Genomic DNA, 19,394 nt, shown 5'->3' with positions numbered 1-19,394 from the left:
GGTTATGCCTGGTTCTTTACAATCAGTACAAAATCATCATCCAGAAGCTTATAGCCATAATCATAAATAAACTTGTATTCAGAACCATTTTTATAGACTTTCAGGTTGGTAAAATAATCAAAATCAAAACCTAAGCCATCCAGCCTGGATCTGGCTACTTTTGTTTTACCATCAGTATTGATTTCCATCAGGATGCGGTAATTTTTGCGGAGTTTGTTGTTCACATTCCGCATCAGGTTGTTAGAATCCTTATTTTGCTTATTGTTATAGGCGTTCCGGCAGGCATCGTTGCAAAACTTTTTATCAGACCTACCGATGATTTTTTCGCCACATTCCAGACAATTCATTTTCTTATTTTTTTATTTTGTGGGGATGTGCATGTCTTTTTCTTAACAGTCTCATGAAGCTGCTGTGAGTAGGATAACTTCTGTTAGGAGTAATATTATTGAAAAACAAAGCCACCAACAGCAGAATGATACACCCAGAAAGAACGGGGGAGATGACATACCAATATCCCAATTCCGGAATTTTCCCGGTAGAACTTACAGCAATCAGGGCTGTAGCACCACCTGGTGGATGCAGGGTTTTGGTGTACTGCATCAATACAATAGAAAAGGCTACCGCCAAAGGAGCCGAAAGCCAGATGGTATCCGGAACAAACTGATAGACTGTAACCCCTACCAATGCAGACAGTACATGCCCGCCTACAAGGTTTCTGGGTTGTGCCAGCGGACTCTGTATTGCTCCATAAATAAGAACACTTGAAGCCCCAAAAGAACCAATCAGGAATATATTTTCAGTTTCCATTAAAGAATGAGACTGGATAAACGCAATGATCCCAATTCCGAAAAATGCACCCAAAAATGACCAGAAATGCTCTTTGTAATCAACAAGCGTTTCTTTATAGATCACATATTTGGAAACTCTGAATGTTCTTTTTATAGTCTTCTTCATTTACTCTTCTTTATTTTTTATAATTTGAATTAAATTTTCTACAAATGGCCGGGTGTACGTTCCGTTTTCATCATAATCAGGATCTAAAATAGTAATTTCTATCCCAAAGCACAGTGGACTTTCAAATAAAGGTTCCAGCATTTCTTTGAGATCATCATAACTGATTCCGTCTTCCGTTCTGCTGTCTACGGCCGGCATTATCTCATCACTCAGAATATCCACATCAAAATGAATGAAAAAGCCGTCCAGATCTTTATCATTTACCATTTTCAGAAAACTTTCAGCGGTTTTTCTGAAGCCATTCTCTCTGAGACGGTAAAGATCATAATAATGAATATTGGAATTCACGATTTGACTAACATATTCCTCATCATCTGTTTCTGCATTCCCGCAGCAGAAAATATTTTCCTCGGATAAATATGGTTTTAAACCATCAATATTAGTCAGTTTCTCATGTCCGGTTCCAGTAATAATGGCGAGATCCATTCCCGCTGCACCTCCTGTTTCTGAAAGTTCCGGCGGAATAAAATCTGTGTGGCCGTCAAGATAAAAGAGTCCAAAACGTCCCAATTTTTTCAAAGCGATAGCATTTCCAATCAGGATGCTACAGTCACCTCCCAGAATAATATTGAATGTATTCTTTTCATAATTCTTAAGAATATATTCAGCCTGCTTTTTGGCATATTCAATAATAAGATCTGCATTTCTGACATTTGACTTTTCATCATAGTCCATGGAATATTGCGGAGCATCAAGTCTGAAAACTTTTTTTGGGGTAATTCTACGATGAAAATCAAATTTCCTGAGCCAGTCCGGAAGCTTTCTAACCCCGGGCTCAGTCTCATGTTCCTTTTTTGTAAGTCCCAGATTGAGAGGAAACTCAAAAATATTGATATTCCTTTTCATACATGAATTTTGACAAAGATACGGAATTATCCGTTTGTAAATGGCTAGCTGTGAGACTGGCAGTTATTTTATTAAAACAAACTTTTTCTTAGAATCAAATATTTAATTAACTCAGCAATATTATAAATTATCCTTCGGATAGAGAAAAAACTAAATTGGTGATTCTCTTTCTTTTTAAAAAAACACTATTTATCAATTTTTAAATGAATTTTATACTCATAAAGTTTTATTGTTATGCATAACTATCTTATTTTCAGTAAATAAATTTAAATTTTATTTCACATTATAGTGTTTTTTTGTAAATTTGATTTTAATATTCAAAAAAACAAACCATGAAAAAATCCAATTTATTGATGAGTATTTTATGCTCTTCCTTCACACTTGCACAGGTAGGGATAAATACAACTTCCCCACAAGGTGTTCTAGATGTTACCTCGGCTAACTCAGCAGTTGTATTAACCAGAAATGCCAACCCTCCGGCAAATGTAACCACACCCACAGCAGGAATGATTATTTACGATTCCACGAATAAAACCTTAAGGTATTATAATGGAACCCAGTGGAGTACAGTAATTTCTTCGCAAACATTAACAACAGCCAACGAAGGAGTAGTTAAGCTTAATAGTGGAGCAGGAGTGAAACCTTCATTTGCATTCAGGTCTTCCGGAGGGGTCCCCTTAATGACTTATCAAAACATTGCTTATCAGACCCCGATTAATATTGTGACAGATTTTGCCGCTCCTCCCACAACTACATGGCCGGAAAATATTATAACTCCTATACCTGACGATATTTTTGTTCCGTCAACCGGAAGGTTTCTGGAAAACCCTATTGCAGGACAGGTTCATATGTGGAGGGTTATTGTAAGCTATGCCAATAAGAATAATGGATCTGTAGCTTTCGTAACTGTGAATCTTTCAAATCCGGTTCCCCCTTCAACATTTTCCATAGATCAGACTGCCGTTGCACCCAATGGGGTAACATCCGGAAATCTGGTTTTTTATCTGGTGAGTGTTGCTGATCCTTTATCCATAGGCAGCGGATATCTTGTTAAAATAAAATCTGATACCTCATTGGATGCCACTATTGATAGTATAACAAGGATTTCTCAGGCAAAAGATTAATCTCATTATTAAAGCTTATTTTCAAATCTGATGCATGTTAAACAAGAGCAAACGCATCAAGTTTGTTCTTGTTTTTTCTATGATTTTTAAAATCAATCAAATAATATTCAATTAAAACGATTACTATGGAAAGACAACCCGTTAAGCCGGAATTTACTTTTAAAATGTTTGAAATATTAGGTGGTTTATGGCTGACAGGCTGTGTAAAAACAGCTGCTGAACTCAATATTGCAGATTTGCTGGCTTCTGGCCCCATGACCATTTCCAAACTTGCTGAAGAAACACAATCACATGAAATACAGCTATACAGGGTTATGAGAGCATTAAGTGGTGCCGGAATTTTTGAAGAATCAGAAAATAGAACTTTCATTTTGAATGATTTTGGAGCTGCCTTACAATCCAATGTTCCCGGAACGGCAAAAAATTTTGTCCTGACAATTATGAATGAACATTTCCCCGGCTACGGAGATCTTACCTACGCTGTTCAGACAGGGAAAATTCCATTTGAGCATATTCATGGAAAAGATCTTTGGGAATATTATAAGGAATATCCTGAAATAGGTGAAAATTTTGGAAAAGGAATGACAGGAATGTCCGGTATGGAGCTGAAAGGAATTATAGAAAACTATGATTTTAAACCGTATCAGAAAATTGTAGATATAGGCGGCGGTAACGGAGTAATGATTCATACCATTCTAAATAGTACACCAGACAGTTTCGGGATTATTTTTGATGAAGCTAATGTGATTGAAAAAACAGTCAAAATGATTCCCGAAAATCTGAAAGAAAGATGCTCTGTAGCTATTGGAAGTTTCTTTGATAGAGTGCCGGAAGGAGCAGATTTATATACCATGAAATGGATTATTCATGATTGGAGTGATGATGAATGTGTACAAATTCTGAAAAACTGCTATAATGCAATGCCTAGAGGAGCAAAACTATTGATAATAGACGCTGTTATTCCTGATGATTCTTTAAATAAACCCCATATGGCCAAACTTCTGGATATTGTTATGCTGGCCTGTCTTACCGGAAAAGAAAGAACTTTAAGTGAATTTAAAATGATCATTGAAAAAGCAGGTCTTCAGTTTAACCGGGTCGTTGATATTGGTACGGAAGCTAAAAGCATTATTGAATGCGAAAAATTATAAATTCCAATGCTAAGTTTAGATGATTAAGTGAAGGTACTCAATAGTTGTTTTGAGTGCCTTTTTTTATTCATTTAACATGTTGGTTCCTTTAAAAAAGAAAGTCAGAATAGAACAATTCTCATTCTGACTTCAGTATTTTTAGTTTATGATTTCTATTTTTCAATGCTTTTTTAAATGAGGAAAATATTTTAGAACACGGTTTTTCATCATTAAATTTTTACTTTAAAAGCGATGGTTACGGCTTTTTAAACTTAATAAATAGTTCTTTTTACAGGATTCTATTTATTCTGCTATCCATTTGTAAACGACTACAAACGGATTTAAATAGTTTATAACCGACTGAGAATTGATAAGATCGCAATCTTTGCAACAGAGATTTGAGAAAACAGTGAACGTCTCTTATCTGAATCATTAATCTTTAAAATCTAAAAGTTATGTCACTAAGAAACAAAGTAACATTAATTGGTTACACAGGAAAAGAAGTTGAAATGGTAAACTTCGATAACGGAAATGTAAAAGCAAGTGTATCCTTAGCAACCAGTGATCATTACACGAATGCCAAAGGAGAAAAAGTAGAAGAAACACAATGGCACAATCTTATTGCTTTTGGGAAAACAGCAGAAATCTTTGAGAAATATGTTCCCAAAGGAAAAGAAATTGCTATAGAAGGTAAGCTTACCTATAGATCATATGATGACAAAGACGGGGTGAAGCGGTATGTCACAGAAATTCGTGTAGATGAGATCCTATTATTAGGAGGTAAATAATGCTAAAAAACACAAATGATGAAAGTAAAAGTTTTTAAAATAAGACTTCCGGAAGAATTTCTGTACAAAGATCAGAAAATGCTGGATGATTTCCTGGAAGCCCATGAGATTATGAAAGTAGAAACAGCTTTTGTAAATGATGAACGGTATTGATCTGTAATATTGTATTTTGAAGAGTTAAAGCTAACAAAGAGTACAGTAAAAGAACCAAAAGGAGTTAAATATTCCGCAGAGAATGATTTCCTGAATACAGATGAAGAAAAAATACTGGATGCGTTGAAGCTTTGGCGGTCAGAAAAAGCCCAGGAACAGAATCTTCCCACGTATTTCATCGCCAGCAATAAAGAATTAATCTCTGTAGCCAAGTATAAGCCTGCCAGAAAAGAAGAATTGCTGGAGATCAAAGGGTTTGGAAAGCATAAGATTGAAAATTATGGTGAAGAGATCCTTGAAATTCTTGGAAGTGTCTGATTTTTCAGAATAATTGATAACACAACAGCAAAAAGCTGGGGAAGATTGTTTCTTCAGCTTTTTATGCTGTGTAAAGTCCATGCAATTCCGTACTTTTGCATTTATCAAAATGACATACAAAAAATGAAGCCAAGTTTAGCAAAAGGGACGAGAGATTTTACGGCACAGGAAGTTTCCAGAAGAAAATATATCATTAATATTTTACAGAATAATTTTGAATTATTCGGTTTTCAGCCATTGGAAACTCCAAGCTTTGAAAATCTTTCTACATTGACAGGGAAATACGGAGAAGAAGGTGACCGTTTGATCTTTAAGATTTTAAATTCGGGAGATTATACTTCTGAAGTCAATCAAGAAGACTGGGATAATAAAAACCATCAGAAACTTGTTTCTCAAATTTCAGAAAAAGCTCTTCGTTATGACCTTACTGTACCTTTTGCAAGATTTGTGGCTATGAATCATGGGAAATTGACGTTTCCGTTCAAACGTTCTCAGATCCAGCCGGTTTGGAGAGCAGACAGACCTCAGAAAGGAAGATACAGAGAATTTTATCAATGCGATGCAGATGTTGTAGGAAGTGAAAGCTTATTACAGGAAGTAGAATTGGTTCAGCTGTATCTAAAATCATTTGCTGATCTGAAAGTTCCTGTAACCATTCATATGAACAACAGAAAGATCCTTTCCGGATTGGCAGAATATGCAGGAATCACAGATAAACTGATTGACTTTACGGTAGCATTAGATAAACTGGATAAAATCGGTAAAGAAGGCGTTGTAAAAGAATTACTGGAAAGAGAAATTTCTCAGGAATCTATTGATAAGCTGGATTTCCTTTTCAGTCAGTCTGACGATGCACTGGAAAACCTTCTTCAGCTGAAGGAAAAATTTGAAGGAAATGAAATTGGTTTGAAAGGTGTAGAAGAGCTTGAATATGTTCTTACACAGTCTCTAAGCCTTGGTGTTGATATTCAAAATCTTGTATTCAATATTACACTGGCAAGAGGACTGGATTATTATACAGGTGCTATCTTTGAAGTGAAAGCAGATGAGGTTGCTATGGGATCCATCGGCGGTGGAGGCAGATATGATAACCTTACAGAAGTTTTTGGAGTTAAAAATATTCCGGGAATAGGGATTTCATTCGGGTTAGACAGAATTTATCTTGTCATGGAAGAATTGAATCTTTTCCCTGAAGAAGCCTCATCCAAAATCGAGTATTTGTTTGCTAATTCTGGAGGTGAAGAAACAATAGAAGCCTTAAAACTGATTATGCAGTTAAGAGCAAAAGGAATTTCAGCAGAATTATACCCTGAAAATGCAAAAATTAATAAGCAGTTTACTTACGCAGAAAAGAAAGGGATAAAAAATATGGTTTTCCTGGGTGAAGAAGAAATTAAAAATAACACCGTTACTTATAAAGATCTTGAAGCTGGAGAAAAGAAAACCGTTTCTTTAGAAGAATTCTTAGGATAACAGTATTGCCAAAACTACCCCATAGATTATTATTAAGCTTTGGGATAGGTAAAAGAAAAAATCAACCATAAAAACTTTTTGTGGTTGATTTTTTTTGATTGATGTTAAGATTTAAATATTTTTGATCCTTAAAATCAACTCAGAATTTGTAATTTGGGTTGATGTATACAAGCAGAGCAAAAATTATGTTCTGAATTCATTAAAAAACTTTTAAACATAAAACCGGATGAACACTATTTGTGCATTGTGTAAAACAGAATTAACCTCTATGGATACACTTTTGGGGGCTAATAAGCTTTCAGATGGCAATGTTTTATGCAATAAATGCCTGAATGAAACGAGCAATATCAATGAAGAATTGCTGTACAATCTCAATAAATTCAGTATTGAAGATATTAATAAAATGCTGAAAACAGAGAAGACGGAAACCGTTTCGCCAGCAGCAGTGGTAAACCAAATTCTTCCTGCAACGGTAGATTCTGATTCAAGCCAAATTTCAAAAGAAGTTTATAAACGGAGACAACGTAAAATAAAATTTGAACTGGAAAAACTGAATGCCAACCTTTCCATGTTTACTAAAGGAGAAATCAAGGAACTTCCTTATCTGATTTCCGAGGAAGAGCAAATAATTGCGATTACAGATGCTCAGTTTGTTAATACATTGGATGCTGGAGTGTTGGTGGCAACCCCAAAAAGAATGATTTCTGTATCAAAAGGAATATTTGGCGCAGCAAAGATTAACGATTACCCTAATGAAAACATAAAATCGGTAAGCTTTGTAACAGATCCGAGATCACCAATAATTAAACTGCATTTGGACGAAAGAGTAGTTGAGTTTGAATGCTATATGGATAAGGAAGATGCTGAGAAGTTCTATGACACTATAAAAGCCACTTATAATAATCCTAAGGAGCAATCTCCGAAACAAATTGATACTGCAGGCAAAAGTGTTTCAGTGTCATCAGAAGAAATTTTTAATCAGCTTGAGAAATTAGGAAAACTGAGAGAAAACGGAATCTTAACCGATGCAGAATTTGCAGAACAGAAAAAGAAGCTGCTGGAGCAATTATAATAAAACTTTTAATACCAAATCATGAAGGACAAAGTATCGGCAGAAATCGTAGAAAACTGGCTTAAAGGGTGGTGTTTATCAAGAGAAGTATCTTTTCCTGTTCAGTATAAATCAGGATTCCACGTGATGGTAGGAGATGAGAAACAAAAAGAACGTTTTGTATTTCCTCACCTTAATAATGATTTTTTCCAACTCGCAGATTCAATTGATGAGCCATGGATTTATCTCAAAGTATCTACTTCTCCTGAAGAATTTATAGGGAAGATCCCTGAAAGATGGAAACTGCAGTCCCAAGGATATATGATGACCTGTTTTCACCCGATGAATTTTCCGGAAATCAGTCTTGCAGAAGGATATCACTTAGAATTTTCTGAGTATAACACAACTTTTGTTGTCAGAATTGTAGCAGAGAATGGTGAACAGGCTTCTATAGGCCGTGTCTCTCTTATCAATGATGCAGCTATATATGACAGGATTATTACCGAAAAAAATCATCAGAGAAAAGGGCTTGCTTCATTTTTATTGAAAGAACTTGAGAAGATTGCTTTATCCAAAGGGGTTTCAAATAATCTTTTAGTAGCAACGGAAGAAGGAAAGCTCCTGTATGAAACATTAGGCTGGAAGATGTATTGCCTGCACAGTTCTATAGTAATCCCATCTGAAACATAATATTTTAGCCAAATTAAATATTTAATCGCCAAGAAATAGTAATTTAGGCTTATAAACTGTTACTATGAGTGAAAAATCAAGACTTGACGAAATAAGAGAGGAATTAAAGAAACTGGATATCAGCCCTACCATATTTGCCAGAAAAGAAATTCATGAGTTGCCGGATATTCTTTCAGCAGACGAAAAAATTGTCTATCTCGTTGAAGGTAGAAATAAAATAAACAATCACCATATCATTTTAGTAGCTACGGACAGAAGATTGATTTTTGTGGATAAGGAATTCATGTATGGGTTGAAAGTAGAAGACTTCTCTTACAGCAAAATAAGTTCAATACAATATGAAACAGCATTCTTACTGGCATCCATAGATATTCAGGTAACTGATGATATTGTAGAAATAGATGGAGTAGGAAAGTATCACGCAGAGCTGTTTTGTGAAAAGGTAAGAGACTTCATGTCCCGTCCTGAAGAATCCTTCCAAAGTAAATCCGAACCTACTGTTCTAGACCAGCTCGAACAATTAGGAAGATTAAAAGAATCCGGAGTTCTAAGTGAGGAAGAATTTTTGGATCAAAAGAAGAAACTAATGGACAAATTATGATCCATTTGTTGAGAAGCTTTAATGAAAAGCAGAACTAACATTATTTTAAACTAAAACAATGGAAAATTACTTAGAAATAAATAAAAACTCATGGAATGCTAAAGTAGAACCACATCTGAAGTCGGATTTTTACTTTATAGATGAATTTTTAAACGGAAGAACTTCGCTCAATACAATAGAGTTGGAGCTTCTTGGAGATATAAAAGGAAAAAGTATTCTGCACCTGCAGTGCCATTTCGGGCAGGATTCTATTTCACTGTCAAGAATGGGGGCTAAAGTTACCGGGATTGATCTTTCTGATAAAGCTATTGATACTGCCAGAGATCTTGTTCAGAAATGCGGAACGGATACAGAATTTATCTGTTCAGATGTCTATGATCTGCCTAATAATCTGGATCAGAAATTTGATATCGTTTATACAAGTTATGGCACAATAGGCTGGCTTCCCGATCTTGAAAAATGGGCGGGTATTATCAACCATTTTTTGAAACCCGGAGGACAGTTTATTATGGCAGAATTTCACCCGGTTGTTTGGATGTTTGATGATGACTTTACAAAAGTGGTTTACAACTATTTTAATGAAAAACCGATCGTAGAAACCTATGAAGGAACTTATGCAGATCAATCTGCACCCATCGTACAGGAATATGTAATGTGGAATCATTCATTATCAGAAGTTCTCGATAATCTGATTAAAAAAGATTTAAAGCTGGATACTTTCCGGGAATTCGACTGGTCGCCATATCCTTGTTTCAGACATGTAGAAGAATTTGAAAAAGGAAAATGGAGAATTCCACAGTTTGGAAATAAAATACCGCTGGTCTTTGCTTTGGCAGCCCGGAAAAAATAAATATTAATTGAAATTTTTCTAAAATAAAAAGTCATCGTAATCTTGATTACGATGACTTTTCCTATATATGAATGTTAAAAAAACTGCTTTTTGTTTAGTTCAAAGAATCTTCAGCCTTTGTTTTAGCTTCGTCCACTTTATTCTGAACCTGGGAAGCAACATCATTGGCTTTGTTTTTAAGGTCATTTCCCCATTTGTTAAGATTATCTTTTGCTGTATTGATTTTATCTTTTACTGCTTGTTGATCTTCAGGGCTTGAATTCTTATATTTCCAATAAGCTAATGCACCTAAACCTAATAAAGCTAATAAACCTTTTCCTTTGTTTCCCATGATTTCTATTTTTTTATGTATTAATATTAAAATTTGTTATTACTAATAATGTAAAATACGTGCCAAAAAAATAAATTGACTTATAAAAAAATGTTAAATTTAAGAGAAGACTTCAAATTTTTCACCATCAAAACTGGCAAAAACCATAGTAGGATAAGAATCCTGATGATAGAGGTTTCCGTCTTTGTCAATAGCTATGGCTCCTGCAAATCCATCAATGGTTTTAAGTTCATCAAATGTCTTGCTGAAAGCCTGCTGAAGGCTCATCCCATCTGTAACTCTTGTTACAATTTTTGTGGCAGTAGCATTGCTGACAATATCTTCTCCCACACCAGTACAGCTTACCGCACAGAAGGCATTAGCATAATTTCCGGCCACTGTGGCAGAATCTGAAATCCTTCCAGGAATCTCAAAACCTTTCCCTCCTGTAGACGTAGCAACGGCAAGCTTTCCATCCTGATCAATGGCTACGCAACCTACTGTTCCTTTGCCTCCGTTGGCCAATTTAGCTTCATATTCACTTCTTCTCTGAGGAATTTCTGTAGAAAAATTCTCAAAACCATGTTCCGTAGCATAGATTTTTGCACCGTGACCTCCCAAAACCCGATCGTCTTCTCCAATAAGATCTTTAGCAACAAAAATAGGATTCTTCACATCCTGGATATTGATAACTCCGCTTAGCTTTTGAGTTTCTCCGTTCATAATAGCAGCACTCATACGGATAACGCCATCGCTCTGGATCTGAGAACCGATTCCCGCATTGTATAACGGATCGTCCTCCAGCAATGAAACGGCATAAGCAACAGTATCAAAAGCCGAGTGGGTTTTAAGATAATCAAATGCTTTTTGAGCAATTTCTTTTAAAGAATTCTGTTTTGCTGTTTTTACTTCATGGCTTTGGTCGCTTTCTGAGAAAAATCCGCCGTGGATAATGATTTTCATAATAGATAGGGGTTTCGTGTTCCGTGGCTTCGGGTTTATTGCTGTCAATTATTACAAGGCCCGGGTCATTAAATAGAAAGAAAAGATAAGAAATTTATTCATATCCTGTATTAATACGAGTTTCATATTCCGGGATTTCGAGTTTATTGTCTTTTGAAAATCGAATCTCAAAACCCCGCAACCCGCACTATTTATCCTGCGGTATCGGATTAAACTGAGAATTCTCAATCGTTAATGTCTTCGTGGTAAGATCATAATGATCATTCATAGACATAACATGTACCGTTAAATTATCAATAGAAATAGGTTCCCCAAGATTGATATTCGTAAGATTGGTATCTTTAATAAATCTTCCGTCTACCAGAATTACAAGACCTGAACCTACGGCTGTCATCACATCATTATGGATGAAAAGTCCAGTATCTTCTCCAAGTCCAATTCCCAATGTTCTCGGATTATTGACTACCGCCTGGAAAAGACGTCCGATTCTGCCACGCTGTACAAAGTGGGTGTCAATAATAACATTATCAATCAAGCCTAATCCTTGAGTAGTTTTGATTTCTCCTTTTAAAAGTGCTTCAGAACTGCTTCCCTGATAGATCATATTCTCAGATGCAGCAGCAGCTCCCGCCGAAGTTCCGGAATAAATAAAATCCTGTTCTTGGTATTTTAATAAAATTGTATCATGGAATCTTGTACCTCCAAGAATAGAAGTCAGCCTCAGCTGGTCTCCTCCGGTGAACATCATGACATCAGCAGCATTGGCTCTTGCCACCATCGCATCAGAGTTGGCTTCTTCACGGTTGTGGATATCCAGAACATTTACATTTTTAGCACCTAAAAATTCAAATGCCTTTTTATATTCAGAACCTACAATTTGAGGGATTTGAGAGGCGGTTGTTACAATTTCAATAACAGAATCTTCCTTGAGTTTTGATTCATTGATGATCTTCCTTAAGATCCCTCGTTCAAAAAAGTTAAGATTCTTTTCGATATTCTGATCATAATCGGTTTCAGCAAAACTGCCTTTGTTTACAGCGCCTCCGATAACTATTAATTTTCCAACAGGTTTCATCATTGTACAAAATTAAAAAATAATTCACATTCATTGGCTAATTTCGTGCCATCTTTCGTTGATTTTTAATGTTTTAGGAATGTTAATTAAAATTAATTTTTTTTTAACAAATCTTTAAATTTGCTATGGTTTTGTTTAGGGTTTTACATTATCTTTGGCTATGAAAGGAGTTATTGTTAACTGTTAAAATGCCAATAGACTATGAAAATCGAAAAGATTCAGGCACTACGCGGTCCAAACATCTGGAGCATCAGAAGAAAGAAGCTGATACAGATGAGGTTAGACTTAGAAGAAATGGAGAATTATCCTACCAATAAAATCGAAGGATTCAGGGAAAGGATTGAAAAATTAATACCCTCATTGATTACCCATCGATGCTCGGAAGGAGTGGAAGGTGGTTTTTTCCATAGAGTGGAAACCGGAACCTGGATGGGGCATGTTATTGAGCATATCGCTTTGGAAATACAGACCCTGGCGGGGATGGATGTGGGCTTTGGAAGAACCCGGGAGACAAAAACTCCAGGAGTGTATAATGTGGTTTTTAATTATATTGAAGAAAATGCAGGAATCTACGCTGCTGAAGAAGCTACTAAGATTGCAGAAGCCTTGATAGAAGGGAAGGACTATGATTTAAACGCCTGTATTCATAGATTAAAAGAAATCAGAGAACGTGTCCGTCTTGGGCCTTCTACAGGAAGTATTGTAGAAGAAGCCGCTTCCAGAAGAATTCCCTGGATCAGATTGGGAACCAATTCTCTGGTACAGTTGGGTTATGGAGTAAATCAGCAAAGATTTCAGGCTACCATTACGGGGAAAACGAGTTCTATTGCCGTTGATATCGCCTGCAATAAAGAATTAACCAAAAGAATGCTTCATGATGCAGCGATTCCAGTGCCAATTGGCGATTTGGTTGTAGATGAAGAAGGCTTAAATGCTGTGATCAGAAAAATTGGCTATCCAATTGTGTTGAAACCTTTGGATGGAAATCACGGAAAAGGTTCTTCCATTAATGTCAACGAATGGGAATCTGCTAAAATAGGTCTTGAACATGCCCAAAAATATTCCAGAAAAGTAATTGTTGAAAAATATATTACAGGGTACGACTTCCGTATATTGGTGATTAATAATAAGATGGTGGCTGCGGCAAGAAGAGTTCCTGCCCATGTTGTAGGGGACGGTGAACTGAATCTTCAGCAGCTTATTGAGAAAGAAAACAAAGATCCAAGAAGAGGCTATGGCCATGAAAATGTCCTTACTGAGATTGAAGTAGATAAAGATACACTGGAACTTCTTGAAAAGCTTCAATATACGCTGGAAACTATTCCTCAAAGAGGAGAAGTAGTCTATCTAAAATCAACGGCGAATCTTTCAACCGGAGGAACATCCATTGATGTAACAGATATGGTACACCCGGAAAATATCACGATGGCAGAAAGAATCTCCAAAATTATCGGATTAGATGTCTGCGGTATTGATGTTATGGCGGAAAACTTAACTCAGCCTTTAAAAGAAAGTGGCGGAGCTATTATTGAAGTCAATGCGGCTCCGGGTTTCAGAATGCACCTGGCTCCAAGCGAGGGACTTCCAAGAAACGTAGCTGCACCGGTGGTAGATATGCTTTATCCGCAAGGGAAACCTTTTACCATTCCAATTATTGCCGTAACTGGAACTAACGGGAAAACAACCACTACAAGACTTATTTCACATATTGTAAAAAGTAACGGTTACAGAGTAGGATTCACGACTTCGGACGGAATTTACATTCAAAATACCATGTTGTCCAAAGGAGATACTACAGGACCGCTTTCAGCAGAATTTATACTGAAGGATCCAACGGTAGAATTTGCAGTACTGGAAACTGCCCGAGGTGGAATTTTACGTTCCGGGCTGGGCTTTTCACAATGTGATATTGGGGTTTTGACCAATATTGAGGAAGATCATTTGGGAATGAATGATATTCACAGCCTGAAGGATCTTACCAAAGTAAAACGTGTTGTACTGGACAGTGTTAAAAAGAGTGGCTGGAGTGTGCTGAATGCAGATAATCAATACTCTATGAAGATCGTGAGTGATCTTGATTCTAATGTGGCCATATTCAGTATGGATGAAAATAATCCTCATATTGTAAAATTTGCGAAAGAAGGAAAAATCACCTGTGTGTATGAAGAAGGATTTGTTACTATTAAAAAAGGAGACTGGAAAATCAGAATAGGAAAAGCCAAAGATTTCCCGATTACGATGGAAGGGAAAGCCAGATTCATGATTGAAAACGTATTGGCGGCCAGTTTGGCAAGTTACCTTTATGGATTTGGAATTGAAGATATTTCAAATTCTTTGAGAACATTTATTCCAAGTGCCCAGCTTACTCCGGGAAGACTGAATGTCTTTAAATTTAAAAACTTTAAGGTACTGATTGATTTCGCTCATAACCCATCCGGATATGAAGCCATTGAAGACTATCTGAAAAATGTTGAGTCTACAAAGAAAATCGGAATTATTTCCGGAGTTGGAGACAGAAGAGATAATGATATCAGAGAGTGTGGAAAAATTGCGGGAAGAATGTTTGATTATATTATCATCCGAAACGAAAAACACCTTCGCGGCAGAACCGAAGAGGAAATCAACGGGTTAATCATTGATGGTATTAATGCAGCTGGCAGAGATGTAAGCTACGAGATTATTCCTAAAGAAATTGAAGCCTTAAAACACGCCATAGGGATGGCAGAAGAAGGGACATTTATCACGGCTTTAAGTGATGTTATTTCCAATGCCATTGATCTGGTGCAGGAATATCAGGCCAAAGAGTTGTTGGAAGATGATAAGAACGTGTAAATAAATCTTTATAAAACTTATTAAAATTGCAATACGGATAATAAAACGTATTGCAATTTTTATTTCCATTATGAAATTTGTCTGACCGAAACCATTGGTAGTGATCATTTTCATTAAAATTTATTTTGTTAGAAAAACTTCTGATATTGCATTACGGTTTCCCGTAGAGCTATGGCTACAGCCTATCCGTATATTTACAAAGTTTTTGTATAAGCAAAAAGTACAAGTCAAGTTTTTTTAATGTCCTCCTATAGGGAGGATTTTTTATTTTGCAGCAGTATTCAATAGTTAAGTATTTAGAATAAATAAAAAACAAAACCTCCGATTTTTCGGAGGTTTTGTTTTTATAAGCTTTCCCAGATATTCTTTATGTTCTGCATTTTTTTAAGATAAAAATACAATGGAATAAGTTCTAATCTAATTGTAAAGCTGATCGTTGGAGTGGTAAATGGGATAATTGCCGTCATAATGAGACAGATAGCAATTCCTATGATGGCATCAACTATTGCTGCTTGTACTGCCCATTTTTGTTCAAACCAAAGTCCATAGGCAACAATACCTTTAAACAAAAACAGAAAGCCGATCAAAAGCCCTGTCATTGAATAAGGATGATTAGCATTTATGCCATATAGAGATAAAGAGAAATGAGTGAGCAGAGAACCCGCTATCAGTAAAATAGCAGATATTGCACCACCAATTAAAAAAATCCATAAGAAAATCTTAATCCAGATGGGTAACAGGTTTCTTCTTCGTGTTAAAATGTTGTTCTCAAATTCTGCAAAAGCTGTCGGCTTTTCTTCCATGTATTATTAGTTTATAAATTGTCTATCCAAAAAATGCATTTGAACTTCCAATCCAGATGGCATCCTTTTTATTGAAATCTACATTTACCATTGCTGCTTTGGTCATTCTCCCTAAATTCTCCAATAAAACAGGGCGTTCGTCATTTTCCCGCCAAATATACAACAAACGAATTTCTGCTTTTGAAAATTCACCATTAATATCTTCAAAAATAGGTTCGTAATACACTTTTCTCTGTAGAATATAGTTTTCTTTATCCTGAATAGAGTCTGTAACTTCTTTTGTAGGATTCAAATTGACTCCACTTCCTGCGAATGAAAATAAAGGCTTCAATACAAAATCTTCAAGGGTTTCATTTTCCGGAAATTCGTGCAGAAAATAACTCTTTGGAACAAACTGATGTTTTAATAAAGGCAAAAGAAACTTTGAAATTTTAAAGAACCAGTTTGGATGGGTAATCCATTTGACATCAACCTCTTCACGGAAGTTAAATTCAGTGATAAGATCCGGAATGTTGTCCAGTTCATCAAATATGACCCGGTTGTAAATTCTCTTAATTTCTACCAGATTTCCATTGTTTTCATAGTAGAGTTTTTTGCCCTCTTTTTTTACTTTGGTCAGACACACGGTTTTTATTCCTAATAATTTCTCTGTTAAAGTAAAATCAATAGCTGTTTTCTGTTTTTCTGGAAATATTTCAAGCAGGATTACATTTTCAGGATTCTCATCTCCTACAATGAGTTCCTTTAAATAGTTTTTAAAGGTTTCATGAGGCATCGGATTTTTGATTTCCGAAAGAAAAGGGTAGACTTCACAGTAAGTTTCTTCATATACTTTCTGAAAAGCATATAAAGATGGAAACGCCTGAAGTTCTATGAGTTGAGGTTCTATTTCACCGTTTTCACTTTTGCAGATACCAAAATCTATCGTGAAAAAATGAGGCTGATCTGTATCATTGGGAACTCTGCAGTTATCAGGGATGGCTTTCTGAAGGAGTTCTGCAGGCATTGCTTTGATCTGGCTGATAATACTTTCACTGGCATCTATCAGTTTGTTCTCAAATTCTTTAGTCAAAAAAATAGGACTTTCTGAAACCCTGAACGTAGGTGCTGTGCCTCCTTTTTCTGCCAATATGTTTTTTAATTGATTGTACTTTTCATCCGAAAACTCCTGATTGTACTGTTTTCTGTATTTTGGAATCATATTTTTTTTCTTTGTGATGTTAAAAAAATCGAACATTTCTGCCCGATTTGTTTTTTACCACAAAAGACACAAAAGTTTTTTATCAGCCTTTATAATTGCTTATTAGACTAAATGTCCAAATCTTTTGTGACTTTTATGGATTATACTGATTTAATCTTTTAAACTAAAGATTCAGCTTCTTTCAAAATGTTTTTTTTTGCAAACTGAAGGAATCTCGGAAGAATCTGATTTCTGGTGAGGATGATTTTGTCTTCATCATCTATTCTGTCCATGGTTTCAAGATATTTTTCCATTCCGAAGTTTTCGATCATGGCTTCTCTGTTTTTTTCATCTTTCAGATTTTCGATCAAAGATTCAGGATTGGCTTCAGGGTGAAACTGTGTTCCGAATATCTCCTCCGAAAAACGAACCGCCATTACCGCTCTTTCCAGATTGATATGAGGGCGGAATTTTTCTATGGCCATAACAGTCATTCCAAGTTCTTCAAAACGGTCATGATCCGGCTCAATGAACTGGTAAGCTCTGGAATCTACTGCATAAAAAGGATCCTGAAGGTTTTTGAACAAAAATTCATCTTTACCTTCATCTGTTTTATGAACAGGCATTACTCCAAAGGAATAAGACTTTCTTTTGCAGATATTTCCCAGGTTCCAGTGAATACTCGCCAGCTGGAATGAATGACAAATCAGGAAAAGGTACTTTTTATCCTCGCTGTATTTATTATGTTCAAAAACGGAGTCTAAAAAATGGGCAAATCTGTCTTCCCAGGCAAGACCTTCACGATGTGGGTTTCCAGGACCACCCGAAGAAATGAAAATATCAAAGTCTCCAATCTCAGGCATTTCATCCTTAAATCTCACATCAAATGTCTTGATAACAACATTTTCTTCAGAGTTCTGCTGAAATGTTTCAGAAATTTCTTTAATGTTTCTAAAACCTTGATTCACATGGTTGTTGTTCATATCCAGCAGAGCAATTCGAATATCTTTCATTACATCATATTTTTTGTAAAGTTACCAAAAATATTATGAAGCAGGTTCACCATGTGTTATGCCATACTCCGTTTCAGAGATCATATAATCAACGACTTTCGTAAGATCTCCTGTTTCTTTATAGATCTGAAGCTGTCTGTCTGCACCAGTTCCGTTTTCCAGAATTTTCCAAGCATATTCTACTTCGTTACGACATCCCAAATCGTCTACTACATCATCAATAAACTCTAAGAGTTCTTTCAATAAATGTGGGTAAGGAACAGATTCTTCTTTTCCGAAATCAATTAAATGAGCTTCGATACCACTTTTGGAAGCGCGCCATTTATTTTCGTTCAACAGCAGTCTTCTGTAGCTTCTGAAGCTCAGATTTTGCTGGTGAAGCTTATAGATTTTAGCAACGAGACACTGCATGATGGCTGCAAGGCACACTGTTTCATCAATCCTCAACGGCATATCACAGATTCTGAATTCAATGGTAGGGTAGAACGGATGAACGCGTAAATCCCACCAGATTTTCTTAGCATTGTCGATGGTTCCTGTTTTCACCAAAAGATCCACATAACTGTCGAATTCTGCCAGGGAGTTAAAATAACTCGGAATCCCTGTTCTCGGGAATTTCACGAAGATTTCCTGTCTGTAAGATTTAAACCCGGTATATCTTCCGATCCAGAATGGTGAATTGGTAGAAAGGGCATAGACGTGAGGAAGAAAGTAACGCATCACATTCTGAATTCTCACACCTTCTTCACGGTTAGGAATTCCAATGTGAACGTGCAATCCGAAAATAAGGTTTTCACGGGCTACATCTCCCATATCATCTACGATTTTGATGTATCTTTCTCCCTGAGTGATATTATTGTCAGACCAGTGCGAAAAAGGGTGGGTACCTCCTCCGGATACGCGAAGCCCTTGTTCATGCGCGATATTGATAAGATGACGTCTTAAATTCGTTAATTCTGCTTTGGCTTCCTGAATATTCTGACAGATCCCTGTTTCCATTTCAATCATGGATTCGTGCATTTCGTGCTTTAAGTTTTCACTTAAAACAGCTTTGCCACCTTCAATGATTTTTGAAACGTGAGAAACCAGATCTCTGCTTTCCACATCGATAATCTGATATTCTTCTTCAATTCCAATAGTAAACTGATGCATTTTTCTTGTGTTTTTTGTTTTTTTCAAT

At 36.1% G+C, this 19,394-nt stretch carries 21 protein-coding genes; 11 read left to right on the top strand and 10 right to left on the bottom strand.

Annotated features, from left to right (window positions below):
- Positions 1-2: 2 nt before the first annotated feature.
- Genes FW780_RS04745 through FW780_RS04735 form a run of 3 tightly spaced genes read right to left on the bottom strand, consistent with a single transcriptional unit; the run spans position 3 to position 1,860 of the window.
- Positions 3-347 (bottom strand): hypothetical protein, encoded by a 345-nt coding sequence (locus tag FW780_RS04745; protein ID WP_149832435.1) that lies wholly within the window; start codon positions 345-347, stop codon positions 3-5.
- A 4-nt stretch (positions 348-351) separates the two neighbouring features.
- Positions 352-954: an HPP family protein gene (locus FW780_RS04740; RefSeq protein ID WP_149832434.1), complete on the bottom strand. Its 603-nt coding sequence runs from the start codon at positions 952-954 to the stop codon at positions 352-354.
- Entirely contained in the window at positions 955-1,860 is a 906-nt protein-coding gene (locus tag FW780_RS04735; RefSeq protein ID WP_149832433.1) for an arginase family protein, read from the bottom strand.
- A gap of 332 nt (positions 1,861-2,192) precedes the next feature.
- Here FW780_RS04735 and FW780_RS04730 point away from each other — a divergent pair, with 332 nt between their 5' ends.
- The 10 genes from FW780_RS04730 to FW780_RS04690 all read left to right on the top strand — a co-directional run bounded on the left by FW780_RS04730 (position 2,193) and on the right by FW780_RS04690 (position 10,038).
- Positions 2,193-2,984: a hypothetical protein gene (locus tag FW780_RS04730; protein ID WP_149832432.1), complete on the top strand. Its 792-nt coding sequence runs from the start codon at positions 2,193-2,195 to the stop codon at positions 2,982-2,984.
- A 125-nt stretch (positions 2,985-3,109) separates the two neighbouring features.
- Positions 3,110-4,135, top strand: a complete 1,026-nt coding sequence (locus FW780_RS04725) for a methyltransferase (protein WP_149832431.1) — start codon at positions 3,110-3,112, stop codon at positions 4,133-4,135.
- A gap of 434 nt (positions 4,136-4,569) precedes the next feature.
- Positions 4,570-4,902: a single-stranded DNA-binding protein gene (locus tag FW780_RS04720; RefSeq protein WP_105682085.1), complete on the top strand. Its 333-nt coding sequence runs from the start codon at positions 4,570-4,572 to the stop codon at positions 4,900-4,902.
- Positions 4,903-4,917: 15 nt separating this feature from the next.
- Complete coding sequence (locus FW780_RS22625) at positions 4,918-5,055, top strand: hypothetical protein (RefSeq protein WP_241676847.1); 138 nt, start codon at positions 4,918-4,920, stop codon at positions 5,053-5,055.
- A 9-nt stretch (positions 5,056-5,064) separates the two neighbouring features.
- A complete protein-coding gene (locus tag FW780_RS04715) occupies positions 5,065-5,373 on the top strand; it encodes an HRDC domain-containing protein (RefSeq protein WP_241676846.1) in 309 nt (102 codons plus the stop codon).
- A 123-nt stretch (positions 5,374-5,496) separates the two neighbouring features.
- Positions 5,497-6,846 (top strand): histidine--tRNA ligase, encoded by a 1,350-nt coding sequence (gene hisS, locus FW780_RS04710; protein WP_149832430.1) that lies wholly within the window; start codon positions 5,497-5,499, stop codon positions 6,844-6,846.
- A gap of 226 nt (positions 6,847-7,072) precedes the next feature.
- The gene (locus FW780_RS04705) at positions 7,073-7,918 is read left to right on the top strand and encodes a PH domain-containing protein (protein WP_149833809.1); all 846 of its coding nucleotides are present in this window, start codon (positions 7,073-7,075) and stop codon (positions 7,916-7,918) included.
- A gap of 21 nt (positions 7,919-7,939) precedes the next feature.
- Positions 7,940-8,587: a GNAT family N-acetyltransferase gene (locus tag FW780_RS04700; RefSeq protein ID WP_149832429.1), complete on the top strand. Its 648-nt coding sequence runs from the start codon at positions 7,940-7,942 to the stop codon at positions 8,585-8,587.
- Positions 8,588-8,651: 64 nt separating this feature from the next.
- Positions 8,652-9,188, top strand: a complete 537-nt coding sequence (locus FW780_RS04695; protein WP_149833808.1) for a PH domain-containing protein — start codon at positions 8,652-8,654, stop codon at positions 9,186-9,188.
- Between the two features lie 58 nt (positions 9,189-9,246).
- The gene (locus tag FW780_RS04690) at positions 9,247-10,038 is read left to right on the top strand and encodes a class I SAM-dependent methyltransferase (protein WP_149832428.1); all 792 of its coding nucleotides are present in this window, start codon (positions 9,247-9,249) and stop codon (positions 10,036-10,038) included.
- A gap of 94 nt (positions 10,039-10,132) precedes the next feature.
- Here FW780_RS04690 and FW780_RS04685 read toward each other — a convergent pair whose 3' ends face one another.
- The 3 genes from FW780_RS04685 to FW780_RS04675 form a co-directional block, all read right to left on the bottom strand.
- Positions 10,133-10,369: a YtxH domain-containing protein gene (locus tag FW780_RS04685; RefSeq protein WP_149832427.1), complete on the bottom strand. Its 237-nt coding sequence runs from the start codon at positions 10,367-10,369 to the stop codon at positions 10,133-10,135.
- 99 nt (positions 10,370-10,468) lie between these two features.
- Positions 10,469-11,311: an isoaspartyl peptidase/L-asparaginase gene (locus FW780_RS04680; RefSeq protein ID WP_149832426.1), complete on the bottom strand. Its 843-nt coding sequence runs from the start codon at positions 11,309-11,311 to the stop codon at positions 10,469-10,471.
- 187 nt (positions 11,312-11,498) lie between these two features.
- A complete protein-coding gene (locus tag FW780_RS04675) occupies positions 11,499-12,386 on the bottom strand; it encodes a cyanophycinase (protein WP_149833807.1) in 888 nt (295 codons plus the stop codon).
- A 201-nt stretch (positions 12,387-12,587) separates the two neighbouring features.
- Here FW780_RS04675 and cphA point away from each other — a divergent pair, with 201 nt between their 5' ends.
- Complete coding sequence (gene cphA / locus FW780_RS04670) at positions 12,588-15,218, top strand: cyanophycin synthetase (protein ID WP_149832425.1); 2,631 nt, start codon at positions 12,588-12,590, stop codon at positions 15,216-15,218.
- A gap of 344 nt (positions 15,219-15,562) precedes the next feature.
- On the opposite strand, the gene FW780_RS04665 is transcribed toward cphA, so the two are convergent.
- The 4 genes from FW780_RS04665 to FW780_RS04650 all read right to left on the bottom strand — a co-directional run bounded on the left by FW780_RS04665 (position 15,563) and on the right by FW780_RS04650 (position 19,366).
- Complete coding sequence (locus tag FW780_RS04665; protein WP_149832424.1) at positions 15,563-16,021, bottom strand: hypothetical protein; 459 nt, start codon at positions 16,019-16,021, stop codon at positions 15,563-15,565.
- 22 nt (positions 16,022-16,043) lie between these two features.
- The gene (locus FW780_RS04660; protein WP_149832423.1) at positions 16,044-17,222 is read right to left on the bottom strand and encodes a hypothetical protein; all 1,179 of its coding nucleotides are present in this window, start codon (positions 17,220-17,222) and stop codon (positions 16,044-16,046) included.
- Positions 17,223-17,380: 158 nt separating this feature from the next.
- Positions 17,381-18,214, bottom strand: a complete 834-nt coding sequence (locus FW780_RS04655; protein ID WP_149832422.1) for a type 1 glutamine amidotransferase — start codon at positions 18,212-18,214, stop codon at positions 17,381-17,383.
- Positions 18,215-18,247: 33 nt separating this feature from the next.
- A complete protein-coding gene (locus FW780_RS04650; protein ID WP_149832421.1) occupies positions 18,248-19,366 on the bottom strand; it encodes a carboxylate-amine ligase in 1,119 nt (372 codons plus the stop codon).
- Positions 19,367-19,394 lie beyond the last annotated feature (28 nt).

The sequence above is a fragment of the Chryseobacterium sediminis genome, assembly GCF_008386505.1.
Classification (GTDB): domain Bacteria; phylum Bacteroidota; class Bacteroidia; order Flavobacteriales; family Weeksellaceae; genus Chryseobacterium; species Chryseobacterium sediminis.
The sequence above is the reverse complement of the archived record's forward strand: the minus strand, read 5'-3'. Positions and strand labels throughout refer to the sequence as shown.